This window comes from Pseudomonas sp. NFR09 (assembly GCF_900111535.1).
Classification (GTDB): Bacteria; Pseudomonadota; Gammaproteobacteria; order Pseudomonadales; family Pseudomonadaceae; genus Aquipseudomonas; species Aquipseudomonas extremorientalis.
This window is the reverse complement of sequence record NZ_FOIH01000012.1, coordinates 70,502-82,669: the sequence shown is the minus strand read 5'-3', so window position 1 is coordinate 82,669 and position 12,168 is coordinate 70,502. Positions and strand designations below refer to the sequence as shown.

General features: G+C 62.1%; 13 protein-coding genes. 8 read left to right on the top strand and 5 right to left on the bottom strand.

Features of this window, described 5'->3' with window-relative positions; genetic code table 11:
- Positions 1 to 127: 127 nt before the first annotated feature.
- The gene (locus tag BMX59_RS24615; protein WP_058424734.1) at positions 128 to 379 is read left to right on the top strand and encodes a type II toxin-antitoxin system HicA family toxin; all 252 of its coding nucleotides are present in this window, start codon (positions 128 to 130) and stop codon (positions 377 to 379) included.
- Positions 376 to 741: a type II toxin-antitoxin system HicB family antitoxin gene (locus tag BMX59_RS24610; RefSeq protein WP_093126761.1), complete on the top strand. Its 366-nt coding sequence runs from the start codon at positions 376 to 378 to the stop codon at positions 739 to 741. The genes BMX59_RS24615 and BMX59_RS24610 overlap by 4 nt, the downstream gene beginning before the upstream one ends.
- On the opposite strand, the gene BMX59_RS24605 is transcribed toward BMX59_RS24610, so the two are convergent.
- From BMX59_RS24605 to BMX59_RS24575, 5 genes are all read right to left on the bottom strand, one after another.
- Positions 742 to 1,914: an MFS transporter gene (locus tag BMX59_RS24605; protein ID WP_093126757.1), complete on the bottom strand. Its 1,173-nt coding sequence runs from the start codon at positions 1,912 to 1,914 to the stop codon at positions 742 to 744.
- A gap of 40 nt (positions 1,915 to 1,954) precedes the next feature.
- Positions 1,955 to 3,310, bottom strand: coding sequence for an MATE family efflux transporter (locus BMX59_RS24600; protein WP_093126753.1), 1,356 nt, complete (start codon positions 3,308 to 3,310; stop codon positions 1,955 to 1,957).
- A gap of 25 nt (positions 3,311 to 3,335) precedes the next feature.
- Positions 3,336 to 3,908, bottom strand: coding sequence for a DUF2239 family protein (locus tag BMX59_RS24595; protein ID WP_093126750.1), 573 nt, complete (start codon positions 3,906 to 3,908; stop codon positions 3,336 to 3,338).
- 358 nt (positions 3,909 to 4,266) lie between these two features.
- Positions 4,267 to 5,400 (bottom strand): hypothetical protein, encoded by a 1,134-nt coding sequence (locus BMX59_RS30560; RefSeq protein WP_175486708.1) that lies wholly within the window; start codon positions 5,398 to 5,400, stop codon positions 4,267 to 4,269.
- A 293-nt stretch (positions 5,401 to 5,693) separates the two neighbouring features.
- On the bottom strand, positions 5,694 to 6,524 hold the full coding sequence (locus BMX59_RS24575; RefSeq protein ID WP_093126738.1) for an IclR family transcriptional regulator: 831 nt from the start codon (positions 6,522 to 6,524) through the stop codon (positions 5,694 to 5,696).
- Positions 6,525 to 6,766: 242 nt separating this feature from the next.
- On the opposite strand from BMX59_RS24575, the gene BMX59_RS24570 reads away from it, so the two are divergent.
- The 6 genes from BMX59_RS24570 to BMX59_RS24545 are packed head-to-tail and all read left to right on the top strand — an operon-like array spanning position 6,767 to position 12,160.
- Positions 6,767 to 7,795 (top strand): ABC transporter ATP-binding protein, encoded by a 1,029-nt coding sequence (locus BMX59_RS24570; RefSeq protein WP_092245766.1) that lies wholly within the window; start codon positions 6,767 to 6,769, stop codon positions 7,793 to 7,795.
- On the top strand, positions 7,792 to 8,637 hold the full coding sequence (locus BMX59_RS24565) for an ABC transporter permease (protein WP_093126735.1): 846 nt from the start codon (positions 7,792 to 7,794) through the stop codon (positions 8,635 to 8,637). The genes BMX59_RS24570 and BMX59_RS24565 overlap by 4 nt, the downstream gene beginning before the upstream one ends.
- A 4-nt stretch (positions 8,638 to 8,641) precedes the next feature.
- Positions 8,642 to 9,436: an ABC transporter permease gene (locus BMX59_RS24560; RefSeq protein WP_092245774.1), complete on the top strand. Its 795-nt coding sequence runs from the start codon at positions 8,642 to 8,644 to the stop codon at positions 9,434 to 9,436.
- Entirely contained in the window at positions 9,436 to 9,726 is a 291-nt protein-coding gene (locus tag BMX59_RS24555; RefSeq protein ID WP_093126731.1) for a (2Fe-2S)-binding protein, read from the top strand. The genes BMX59_RS24560 and BMX59_RS24555 overlap by 1 nt, the downstream gene beginning before the upstream one ends.
- Positions 9,723 to 11,066, top strand: a complete 1,344-nt coding sequence (locus BMX59_RS24550) for an FAD/NAD(P)-dependent oxidoreductase (protein WP_093126728.1) — start codon at positions 9,723 to 9,725, stop codon at positions 11,064 to 11,066. Before BMX59_RS24555 ends, BMX59_RS24550 begins: the two co-directional genes overlap by 4 nt.
- On the top strand, positions 11,063 to 12,160 hold the full coding sequence (locus tag BMX59_RS24545) for an NAD(P)/FAD-dependent oxidoreductase (protein ID WP_092245783.1): 1,098 nt from the start codon (positions 11,063 to 11,065) through the stop codon (positions 12,158 to 12,160). The genes BMX59_RS24550 and BMX59_RS24545 overlap by 4 nt, the downstream gene beginning before the upstream one ends.
- Positions 12,161 to 12,168 lie beyond the last annotated feature (8 nt).

Below are 12,168 nucleotides of genomic sequence, written 5' to 3'. Positions count from 1 at the left end.
GGGATGGGAGGCGCGGCGCACAGTGTCATCAAGGGTTACATCAATCTCGGGAAGACCACCCGAACAGCAGCTAGCATTGACGAACACTACTTTTTGCAACTACATTTAGTTACACGCAGGGAACGCCGTGTCCAAAAATGAAAAGCTGCTGACCAAACTGCTCAACGAGCAAATGACATTTACCTGGCCCGAGCTCGTCACGCTGCTGCGACGACTGGGCTACACGCAGATTGAAGGGGCTGGAAGCCGCGTCAAATTCGACATCGGCGACCCCAGTGCAATGATCACCTTGCACAAGCCTCACCCTGGCAACGAGTTGAAACACTACATTCGGCGCCAGATCATCGAACAATTGAAATCAGGAGAGCTGATTCAGTGAACAACCAACTGAAACACAACGGCTACATCGGCTCCATCGAAGCCAGCCTCGAAGACAACTGCCTGTTCGGCAAGGTCTTGTTCATCAAGGCGCTGGTGAGCTACGAAGGGAAAACCGTCGCCGAACTGGATAAGGCCTTTCGGGAGGCGGTGGATGATTACCTCGCCACCTGCAAGACCCTGGGGCATGCACCAGAGAAACCTTGCAAAGGTTCCTTCAACGTCCGGGTCGGCCATGATCTGCATCTTGCTGCCGCCCTTGAGGCGACGCGCAAGAAAGTGACGCTCAACGACCTGACGCGCCAGGCGTTGAACGAGTTTCTGCAGCATCACAGCGCAGACGCTTGCCCTGCGATCAACTGATCATCCCAGCCGCCGATACCCCGACACCGCAGCCCCCAACACGACCGCCCCCGCCGCCAGCGCCACCCAGAACCCGCTGGTGGCGCCAAAGTGATCGATCATCCACCCGGAGCTGGCCGCGCCTATGGCCACGCCGATGCTGAGGCCGGTGATCAGCCAGGTCATGCCCTCGGTCAGTAGGCTGGCGGGCACGACCTGTTCCACCAGGGCCATGGACACAATCAGGGTGGGGGCGAAGAACAGCCCGGAGACAAAGACCGCCACCGCCAGCCCTGCGATGTTGGTCACCAGCAGCAACGGCAAAGTGGTCAACGCCGTGGCGATGCCGCACAACAGGAACTGCCGGGGCAACGGCGCCTTGAGCTTAAGGGTGCCGAACGCCAGCCCCGCCAGGCACGAACCGATGGCGTACACCGACAGCACGATACTGGCAGCCGCCGGCTGGCCTTGATGCTGGGCAAAGGCGACACTGACCACATCTACCACGCCGACGATCACACCCATGGCCAGCAGGAGAATCATCAGGATCAGCACCGAGGGCGAGGCGATCAGCCAGCGACCGTGATGCCCGTGATGCGCGTGCACCGGCGGCTCGGACTCACGCTGCAACACAAAGGTGGTGACGCCCACCGCCAGCAACAACGCAGCCACCAGCGGCCCGGCTTCCGGGAACAGCACCACGCACAAACCCACCGAGATCGGCGGGCCGATGATGAAGCACACCTCATCCAGCACCGACTCCAGGGCAAATGCGGTCTGCAACTTGGGCTGGCCTCGGTACAACTCGGTCCAGCGCGCCCGCACCATGGCCGACATGTTGGGCATGCAACCGGCCAGGGCGGCGAACAGGAACAACGTCCAGTTCGGTGCCTGCAAGCGGGTGCACAGCAGCAACATCAGCAACGCCCCGCCGCCGATCAACGCGGCAACCGGCAACACCCGCCCTTGGCTGTAGCGGTCCACCAGCCTGGATACCTGCGGCGCGCAAAACGCCGTGGCCAGGGCAAATACCGCCGCCACCGAGCCCGCCAGTCCGTAACCGCCGTGCACCTGCGAGAGCATGGTGATCAAGCCGATCCCCGTCATCGAGACCGGCATGCGCGCCAGCATCCCCGCCAGTACAAAAGCCCGGGCGCCAGGTACCTGGAACAATTCGGCGTAAGGGTTTGCCATGGCTCAGAAACCTTCTGTCCTTAAGGTGCGCAACCTTTTATCACACCAACCGCTTGATCTGCTTGTGTCGCCACACCAGCCGATAATACGCAGTCTGCAACGCCAGCATGGCCAGGTAGGTCACCGGAAATGCCATCCACACCCCTTCCAGGCCGAAGTGGGCGTTGAGCAGGTACGCCATCGGCATTTCCACGCAGAGCACGCAGAAGATCGAGATCGCCACCGGCATCAACACCACGCCGCTTGCGCGCATGATTCCGCCCACCACCGCCTGGAAGCCAAACACCAGGATGCTCCACAACATGATGTGCAGCAGGTGCTCGGCCTTGACCCGCGCCGCGTCGTCGGTGATGAACAAGCCGAGCAACCAATGGGACAACAGGTAGCCGAGCACGATCAGCCCTCCGGTGAGGCAGGTGTTGATCAGCAAACCGGTGCGCAGGATCGGCCCGATGCGCTCCAGGCGCCCGGCACCAATCGCCTGGGCGCCAAGGATCGATGCGGTGATGGCAATCGACAGCGCCGGGAATTGCACATAGTTGACGATCTGCGTTACCGCGCCATAGGCCGCGGTGGCCTGGGAGCCATGGCCGTTGACCAGGGCGAGGATGACCAATTCCGACAGCGACAACACCACCATCTGCAAGCCCGTAGGCAAGCCGATGCGCAGGACTTTGCCGAGAATGACCCGATCCAGGCGCAGGGCCGCCAACAATTCACGGTCCGGCGCCATCACATGGTTCTTGTGGCGCAGCCGCATTATCAGAAACAGCATCGCTGCCGCGTTACCCACCAACCCGGCGTACACCGCGCTCTGGATACCCAAGGGCGGCAGGCCGATCCAGCCACGGATCAGCGCCGGTGTCAGCAACAGGCCCACCAGGGTCGAAACCATCAGCGCGAGCAACGGCGAGATCGTGTCGCTGACACCACGCAGCAATTGGGTGTAGAGGATAAAGACCAGCAGCAGCGGCATGATCAACATCATCATCTGTGCATAACCCACGGCGTCGTCGAGCACATCGACCGGCGTGCCGAGTGCCTGCAAGGCCGGGCGCGCAAACAGGCTGCCGAGCACCGCAGCGATCACCCCCACCAACGCCCCCAGAGTCAGTGTGGCGCCGGTGATCACCTTGACCAGCGCGGTTTCCTGCGCGCCCCAGGCCTGGCCGATCAGTACCGAGGCGCCCGCCCCCAGGCCGATCACCAGGGCGATAAAAAAGAACACGATGGGAAACATCCCAGATACCGCCGCCAGCGCCTGGGTGCCGAGCATCTGCCCGACGTAGATACCGTTGAGGGTGCCGGAAAAGCTTTGCAGGAAGTTGGACAGCACCATCGGTGCCAGAAAGATCAGGTAGATCTGCCACAACGGCCGTTGCTGGGTGACTTCCATGAGGGTTCGGATCCAGGAGTTGTTATCAGACAGGGAACGCGTCGCGCGACAGCCAGGCCAGGTAGGCCTGCACGTCTACCGGCCAGTGCGCGATCTTGCTCGAAAAATCCGCCGCATCAAAGGCAAATAACGCACGCGAGGCGTCTTCGAAGCCGGGCAGGTCACCGCCGATGGCGCTCATGAACCGATAGCCGGCTTCCTTGGCCTGGCGTATCCGGTCACGGGAAGCATGGGCAGTGCGCGCTTCATCCACCAGCCGGCGCAACGCCGCCGAAGCACCGCCGCGTTGCTGGCCCAGCCATTCCCAATGACGCGGCAACAGCGTGACTTCCCGCGCGACCACCCCCAGCTTCGGGCGCCCGACCGAGGGGGGAGCGGGAGGCTCGTCAGTCATGTCGACCTGGGCAGGTGGTTCGGGCGCATAGCCCTCAGGCCAGGGAAAGTCGACCTGGTTGCCGGTGGCATCGTCGAAGACCAGGAAGCTGCCCGCGGGCTGGTCAAGCTCGGCGAGCGTCGTGGCGACGTCGGCATAGGAACCTGCCGCCACACGTTGGTGGCGAACAAAGGCTGTGCAAGCAGGAAGGGGGTGTGTAGGCATGTTTATTACCCGGGCGATATGTGTTTTACCCGGATCATATTAGCCAAAGTTTTACCAGATGCAAGGTTATTGTCGTATGGGTCAGAGGTTGTCGCGCTTCATTTGCAGGGTCAGGTGAAACGGCATGCTGAATAGACCGTTTCCGACACCGCAATCAGCCCGCCATCCTCATCACGATACTGGCGGATGATTTGATAGCGACAGTGCTGAATCCGCTGCTGGGTTATGACTGTGTGGCGCAAATCACCCGAAAGACGGCGGTGCAGTTGGGACTGATCACCGCCGAAGAGTATGAGCGACAGGTACAGCCGGAAAGAATGATCAGCCCCGACTGGTCACGGAATGTGGCGGCCCACAATCAACCACGCGACGAATGCGCTTGTTTTTCTCTTATTACGTGGTCGACGTTGACCCAGTTAAACCTTTCATCTTCTGCGCCCCTACCGCCTTTGCCATCAGTGCCAATATCGACCTCCTTCATCAGGCCCGGGCGCCGGAGAAGTTCAGCTGCGAGCCGAGACCGATCTGTTGGCGGGGACTCTGCAGCGGCACTTTTTAAACTATCGAAGCTGATGTAGTTATCCGCACTCCAGTACTGTTTGAACTTTTCGTCAAGGGCCTGAAGCAGTTCAACATCACTCATTTTTTGATAGCTTGGCGCTGCATTCTGCGTGGCTACCCTTCCAATAGTGTCGCGCCCGATTTTCCCGTCAGGAATGTCAGCATCATGGTCGGAATCCAGTTTGCTATTGAGCCCCGGCCGACTGATGATTTCCTTGGCCAACAGGGTCATTCGGTCATCCACAGGGTTATCAGTCAAAGGACGATTTGCAACTTCACGAAGCGATTTCTGAGTGATCTTGCCATGCTCGTTTGGCTTGAAGTAATCAAAGTTATTACCCAACTCCGTCGTTAAATCTGAGTCTTTGGCCTGTTTGAAATTATTTGCGACCTCAGCATTCTGCGGGCTCATGCCGCTCGCTGCCGGATAATAATTGCGTGCCCCATTGGCGCCATATCCATTTTCAAAACGACTGCGCTGCATGCCACCGTAATACCCCTCTTGCTGGCTCTGCATATCGCCGTAATAATTCACCGGCGCTCCTTGCATACCACCATAATTCCCTCCTGGCCCAACTCGCATGCCACCGTTATACGCATCCGGTCCACCCAGCATGTACGCTCCCTCCTGGTCTTCGTACTCAAAGACCACCGCCTGCGCATCACCCAGGCTGATCAGACCATCTTCATGGCCGCCATGGTTGATACCATCGAGTGACTCAAACATTCCTGGACGGCTAAGAACGTCCCTTGCCAGCTGTGTCATTCGATCGTGATACGGATCCCCGGTCGGTAGACGATTGGCAGCATGCTCAAGCGTTGCCCTCGTGACAAAACCAGATTCTCCCTGGAAATAAGGGAAGGCGTCGACAAAGGCCCGTGCAACTGTGGAAGGGGGAGGCAGCTGAGAGGTCCCCAGTAAGGTCCTCATTGCGGGCTCATTACCAAACCTGGCGCCCCTGTCCAACAGATTAGAGTAAGGGCAGGGACTTTGTATGAACGAACCGTAAAGAGTAGTCATTGCAATACCTCAGATAGTTGATGCGAATAAGCCGACCAACGCGCCAGTTAGCATTAAGTCAACATCCATCTGTGGCAACATGTAAAAGGACAGTTCCATTAAACATGAACAAAAAAACTTACCTGCTGGATAACTAATTCGCACCCATGTGTATGTTCAGTACGACACGACGGCCAGGTCGGTAGTGTTGACCGCCATCTGAACTACCTACCAAAGGTTTGTGAGGGCCTGCGTAACGTCGGATCAAACGGATTGATCCTGGGCCCGATCGCCGCCGCTTCGCGCTTGAGCAACTCCACCACCATCGGCAACCGGCTCGGCCCCAGGCGATCGCTGATGGTCGCCACACTGAGCGCCGCCACCGCGTGCCCGTCCCGATCGAGGATGGGCACGGCCAACCCGGCCATGCCTTCCAGCACCCCGGTATTGCGCGCCGCATACCCCAGGTTGCGCACGTTCTCCACTTCCGAGCGCAACAGCACTTCGTCATACAGGTGGAAGTCCTTGAGCCGTGGCAGGTTGTAGCGGATCACGGTTTCGCGCTCTTCCTCCGGCAGAAAGGCCAGGATCGCCAAACTGCCCTGCCCCACCCCCAATGCCACGCGCCCGCCGATATCGCCGGTGAAGGTGCGGATCGGGTACGGGCCTTCGCTGCGGTCCAGACAGATCGCATCGAAACCGCTGCGCGCCAGCAGGAACAGCGAGTCGCCCAATGACGCACTCAGGCGCAGCATGCTCGGGCGCACCAGGTCGCGCAGGTTGCCGGTCTTGCCCGCGTTCGCCGCCAGGGCGAAGAACTCCAGGCTCAGGCGATAGCGCTTGCTGCGTGCGTCCTGTTCGACCATGCCTTCGTCCATCAGGCTGCGCAGCAGGCGGTGGGTAGTGGGCTGCGAGAGGCCGACCTGTTGCGCAAGTTGAGTGACGCGTTCGCCGCCCTCCGGCACTTTACCCAAGGTGCGCAATAGCGCGAACAGACGAGACACCCCGCCCGGCCCGACTTCTTTGCTACTTTCGTTTCGATTAGTGGAATCCATAACACTCAATCTCTTTATAAATTCCGGTGAGTGAATAAATCTGAAAATAATAGTCCGTTCAGTGAAATTCCTTCTTCCGCCCATCCTAGTCTTCGTCCTAATCTGCGTCCACAGGGGCGAAATGAACAACAACCGGCAGCCGACTCAAGATCGAGCGCCAACGCACCGGCAACACCTCATTCGCATCTGCCCAAAACAAAAAAGCGCGTTTCGACGCGACTCAAAAAAGGTGGAACGCAGACATGGCATTTCTCCAACTCAACGCCTTGAGCAAACGCTACGGCGCCGTCGACGCGGTGGTCGCCACCGACCTTGCGGTGGAAAAAGGCGAGTTCGTTTCCCTGCTCGGCCCTTCGGGCTGCGGCAAGACCACCACCCTGCAAATGATCGCCGGCTTCGTCGACGTGAGCGGCGGGCAGATCCTGCTCGACGGCCGCGACATCACCCACGCCAAGCCGGCCAGCCGTGGCCTGGGCGTGGTGTTCCAGAGCTATGCGCTGTTCCCCCACATGAGCGTGCGCGACAACGTCGCCTTCGGCCTGAAGATGCGCAAAGTGCCGGCCGCAGAGATCGTCAGCAAGGTGAAAACCGTGCTGGAACTGGTGCGCCTGGCCCCCCACGCCGAGCGCTACCCACGGGAGTTGTCCGGCGGCCAGCGCCAACGCGTGGCCCTGGCGCGTGCGTTGGTGATCGAGCCGCCGGTGTTGCTGCTCGACGAGCCGCTGTCCAACCTCGACGCCAACCTGCGCGAAGAGATGCAGTTCGAGATCCGCCGCATCCAGTGCGCCGTCGGCATCACCACCTTGATGGTCACCCATGACCAGGCCGAAGCGCTGTCCATCAGCGACCGCGTGGTGGTGATGCAGGCCGGGCGCGTGACCCAGATCGACGCGCCGTACAAGCTCTACGAACACCCGCGCACGCGCTTCATCTCGGACTTCGTCGGCAAGGCCAACCTGCTGGCCGGCGATTACGACCCACTGGGAACGCCGCAAGTGCGGCATCAAGGCGGCGACGGCGAGCTGGTCCTGAGCCTGCGCCCGGAAAAGATCACGCTGGTGGACGCGGGGGCCGGTCGCCTGCAAGGCAAGGTGCTCGATCGTTACTTCTTTGGCAGCCAATGGCTGTACCGCGTCCACACCGACCTCGGCGAAATCACCGTGGTGCGCAGCAACGATGGCAGCGCACCGCTGGGCTGCGGCGCGGCGGTGGGCCTGGACTGGCATGCGGACCTGCTGCGCGTGCTGGCAGCCGACGAGGTGCATGCATGAGTCGTGGTTACCTGCTGTCGTTGCCGGCGCTGGTGCTGTTTGCCGGGCTGCTGATCTTACCGCTGGGTCTGACCCTGGTCCTGTCGTTCAACGTGTTCGACTACCAGGTGGGCGTGAAGGCCGATGAATGGACCTTGGCCCATTACCTGTCATTGTTCAGCGACTCCTACTTCTACGAGATCTTCTGGCGCACCTTCTGGATCAGCGCGCTGGTGACCCTGCTTTGCGTGGTGATCGGTGTGCCCGAGGCCTACATCCTCAGCCGCATGGGTACGCCGTGGCGCTCGATCTTCCTGATACTGATCCTCACGCCATTGCTGATTTCGGTGGTGGTGCGCGCCTTCGGCTGGAGCCTGCTCTTGGGCGCCGATGGTTTGGTGAATCAACTGATCCAACTGCTCGGCGGGCGCCCGGTGAAGCTGCTGTACACGCCCTTCGCGGTGATCATCGCGCTGGTGCACGTGATGTTGCCGTTCATGATCATCCCGGTGTGGACCTCCCTGCAAAAACTCGACGCGTCGGCTGAACAGGCCGCGTTATCGCTGGGGGCCAGCCAGGCCACAGTGATGCGTAGGATCGTGCTGCCGCAGGTCATGCCTGGCGTGCTGTCCGGCACGCTGATCGTGTTCGGCCTGGCCGCCAGTTCCTTTGCGATCCCCGGCCTGCTTGGCGGGCGCCGCCTGAAAATGGTCGCCACCGTGGTGTACGACCAATATCTCTCGGAACTCAACTGGCCCATGGGCGCGACCATCGCGGTGGTGCTGCTGTTGGTCAATCTGCTGATCATGCTGAGCTGGAACCGCATGGTCGAAGGCCGCTATAAAAAGTCCCTGGGGGTTTAAGCGCATGTCCAGAAACGGTCCTTTGGCCCTCGGTTTCCACGGCTTGGTGGTGCTGTTCATGATGGCGCCGCTGGTGGTGGTGTGCCTGGTGGCGTTCACCCCGGAAAACACCTTGAGCCTGCCCACCTCGGGCTTCTCCCTGCGCTGGTTTCGTGCGGTATTCGAGCGTGCGGATTTTATCCAGGCGTTCTATAACAGCCTGGTGCTGGCCTTCACTGCGGCAAGCCTGGCCACATTGATTGCGGTGCCGGCAGCGTTGGCGATCAGCCGGTATTCGTTTCCCGGGCGTAATTTTTTCAGTGCGTTGTTTTTGTCGCCGATCATCATCCCGCACCTGGTGCTGGGGGTGGCGATGCTGCGGTTGTTCGCGCTGATGGGGGTCAACGGCAGCTTTACCTGGCTGATGCTGGCCCACGTGGTGATCATCACGCCGTATGTGCTGCGCCTGGTGCTGGCGGCCGCCATCGGTATTGATCGCAGTGCCGAGCAGGCCGCCGAATCCCTCGGGGCCAGCCGCTTTACGCTGTTTCGCCAGATCACCCTGCCGATGATTCTGCCCGGTGTCGCTGGCGGCTGGTTGCTGGCGTTCATCAACAGTTTCGATGAGGTGACGTTGTCGATCTTCGTCAGCTCGCCAGCCACGCAAACCCTGCCGGTGCGCATGTACGTGTACGCCACCGAGTCCATCGACCCGATGATGGCGGCGGTGTCGGCGCTGGTGATTGCGCTGACGGCGGCCACCATGATTCTGCTGGACCGGGTCTACGGCCTGGACCGCGTGCTGGTGGGGAAACATTGATGGCCCTGTTCAAACGCTTGGCCGAGACCGCGCGCCCTGCCCTGTCCTTCACTCTGGACGGCCAACCCGCCAGCGGCTTGCTCGGCGATACCCTGCTCACCGCCATGCTGACCTGCGCCGAGCACCTGCGCGGCAGTGACTTCAGCGCCGAGCGCCGCGCCGGTTTCTGCCTGATGGGCGCCTGCCAGGATTGCTGGGTGCGCCTTGAAGACGGTCGCCGCGTGCGCGCCTGCTCGACGCTGCTGGAAGAAGGCCAGGCGATCAGCCGCGACCCGGGGCGCCAGCCATGAAGCCGGTGGTGATTGTGGGCGCAGGCCCGGCCGGGATCAGCGCGGCGCGCACCCTGCTCGACCATGGCGTCACACCGTGCCTGATCGATGAAAACCTGCGCGGCGGCGGGCAGATCTATCGGCGGCAACCCTTGGGCTTTCAGCGCAGCGCCAGGCAGATCTATGGCTTTGAAGCGAGCAAGGCGCAAGCCGCGCACCGCACGATGGATGAGCTGGCGCCGCTGATCGACTATCGACCGCAAACCCTGGTGTGGAATGCCGAGGACGGTCGCCTGGACCTGCTCGACAACGGCCGTGCCGAGAGCGTCGACTACGCCAGGATCATTGTCGCAACCGGCGCCACCGACCGTATCCTGCCGGTGCCGGGCTGGACCTTGCCCGGCGTGTACAGCCTGGGCGCGGCGCAGATCGCCTTGAAATACCAGGGCTGCGCCATCGGTGAACGCGTGGCGTTCTGCGGCAGCGGGCCGTTGCTGTATCTGGTCGCCTACCAATACGCCAAGGCCGGAGCCAAGGTGGTGGCGGTACTCGACAGCGCGCCGTTCAGTGCGCAGTGCCGTGCGTTGCCGGCGCTGCTCGGGCAACCACTGACCCTGGCCAAGGGCATGTATTACCGCGCCTGGCTGACGGCCCATGGGATTCCCGTGCATCAGGGTGCCACGCTGCAGAAAATCGACGGAGAACAGCGAGTCAGCGGTATTCGCTGGGATGACCATGTTTTGGCGTGCGATGCCGTCGCTTTCGCTCATGCCCTGCGCAGTGAAACCCAACTGGCGGACTTGCTCGGCTGTGAGTTCGCCTGGAACACCTTGAACCGTGCCTGGTTGCCGCAACGGGACAACGCCGGGCGCAGCAGCGTCAACGGTGTGTACCTGGCCGGCGACGGCGCAGGGATCATGGGCGCGGACGCCGCGAAGATGGCCGGTGAGCGTGCGGCACTGGCGGTGCTGGAAGATTCGGGCGTGGCGATTGATCAGCGCCGCCCCGCCGTATTGGAGCAGCAACTGGCGGGCATCCAGCGTTTTCGTCATGGGCTGGAAACCGCGTTTCCCTTCCCCGAGCAGTGGGCGGCCCAAGCGCCGGACGGGTTGATGGTGTGCCGCTGCGAAGAAGTCAGCGTCGGCGAGATACGCGCGGTGGTGGATGAGGGCCACTGGGAGCTCAACCGAGTCAAAGCTCACTGTCGCGTTGGCATGGGGCGTTGCCAGGGCCGGATGTGTGGGCTGGCGGCGGCGGAAATCGTCGCCGAGCGCAGCGGTCGCGGGATTGAACAGGTGGGCCGCCTGCGCGGCCAGGCACCGATCAAGCCGCTGCCGTTTGGCGTGGAGGTGCAGCCATGATCGATGTGATCGTCCTCGGCGGCGGCATCGTCGGCGCCTCGGCAGCCTTGATGCTCGCGCAGAAAGGCCAGCGCGTGGCCCTGGTGGAGCGGGATTTCTGCGGTTCCCATTCCAGTGGCGTCAACTATGGCGGCGTGCGACGCCAGGGTCGGCCCCTGCACCAACTGCCCTTGTCACAGCGCGCCCATCAACTGTGGGCCGACTTGCCGGGGTTGATCGGCATCGACGGCGAATACGTGCGCTCCGGGCATTTGAAGCTGGCGCGCAGTCATGCCGACTTCGCCGCGTTGCAAGCGTATGCCGAGCAGACGCGCGGCTTTGGCCTGGGCCTGCAGTTGCTGGACTACGCCGAGTTGCGCGCACGCTTCCCCTGGGTCGGCGATATTGCCGTGGGCGCCTCGCTGTGCCCGGAAGACGGGCATGCCAATCCGCGCCTGGTATCTCCTGCCTTCGCCCGTGCCGCGCAGCGTTGTGGCGCCGCCGTGTACGAGCAAGCCGAGGTGATCCGCATCGAGCATGACAGCCGCCGGTTCCAGGTGCATTGCGCCAACGGCCTGCATCTGCAGGCAGCGTGGCTGCTCAACTGCGCCGGTGCCTGGGCCGGAAGCGTCGCCGCGCAGTTTGGCGAAGCGGTGCCGATCACCTCCGCGCACCCGGCGATGCTGGTCACCGAGCCGTTGCCGGTGGTGATGAACGTGAGTACCGGCGTTGAAGGCGGCGGGATTTATGCGCGCCAGGCCGCCCGGGGCAACTGCATCCTGGGCGGCGGTCGCGGCTTTGCCCTGGGCCCGTTGACCGCGCGCCCAGGGCAGGCGGCGGTGCTGGAGATCCTGCGCAACGCCGGCGAACTCTACCCCTTTCTCAAAGGTGCCCAGGCCATCCGCACCTGGAGCGGCACCGAAGGTTACCTCCCCGATCACGAACCGGTGATCGGCCCCAGCAGTACCCAACCGGGCTTGCTCCACGGTTTCGGCTTTGCCGGCGCCGGGTTCCAGCTCGGTCCCGCGGTCGGTGAAGCCCTGGCAGAGATCGTCTGCGCCGGGGCCAGCCGCCACCCCATCGAAGCGTTTTCCATCCGTCGTTTCCAAGCCTGAGAGGAAAA

What these genes read in the sequence shown, in the direction of transcription:
- BMX59_RS24605 (WP_093126757.1), bottom strand. Translation starts at nt 1,914, where the DNA reads ATGGCAAACCCTTACGCCGAATTGTTCCAGGTACCTGGCGCCCGGGCT.
- BMX59_RS24600 (WP_093126753.1), bottom strand. Translation starts at nt 3,310, where the DNA reads ATGGAAGTCACCCAGCAACGGCCGTTGTGGCAGATCTACCTGATCTTT.
- BMX59_RS24595 (WP_093126750.1), bottom strand. Translation starts at nt 3,908, where the DNA reads ATGCCTACACACCCCCTTCCTGCTTGCACAGCCTTTGTTCGCCACCAA.
- BMX59_RS30560 (WP_175486708.1), bottom strand. Translation starts at nt 5,400, where the DNA reads ATGAGGACCTTACTGGGGACCTCTCAGCTGCCTCCCCCTTCCACAGTT.
- BMX59_RS24575 (WP_093126738.1), bottom strand. Translation starts at nt 6,524, where the DNA reads ATGGATTCCACTAATCGAAACGAAAGTAGCAAAGAAGTCGGGCCGGGC.
- BMX59_RS24570 (WP_092245766.1), top strand. Translation starts at nt 6,767, where the DNA reads ATGGCATTTCTCCAACTCAACGCCTTGAGCAAACGCTACGGCGCCGTC.
- BMX59_RS24565 (WP_093126735.1), top strand. Translation starts at nt 7,792, where the DNA reads ATGAGTCGTGGTTACCTGCTGTCGTTGCCGGCGCTGGTGCTGTTTGCC.
- BMX59_RS24560 (WP_092245774.1), top strand. Translation starts at nt 8,642, where the DNA reads ATGTCCAGAAACGGTCCTTTGGCCCTCGGTTTCCACGGCTTGGTGGTG.
- BMX59_RS24555 (WP_093126731.1), top strand. Translation starts at nt 9,436, where the DNA reads ATGGCCCTGTTCAAACGCTTGGCCGAGACCGCGCGCCCTGCCCTGTCC.
- BMX59_RS24550 (WP_093126728.1), top strand. Translation starts at nt 9,723, where the DNA reads ATGAAGCCGGTGGTGATTGTGGGCGCAGGCCCGGCCGGGATCAGCGCG.
- BMX59_RS24545 (WP_092245783.1), top strand. Translation starts at nt 11,063, where the DNA reads ATGATCGATGTGATCGTCCTCGGCGGCGGCATCGTCGGCGCCTCGGCA.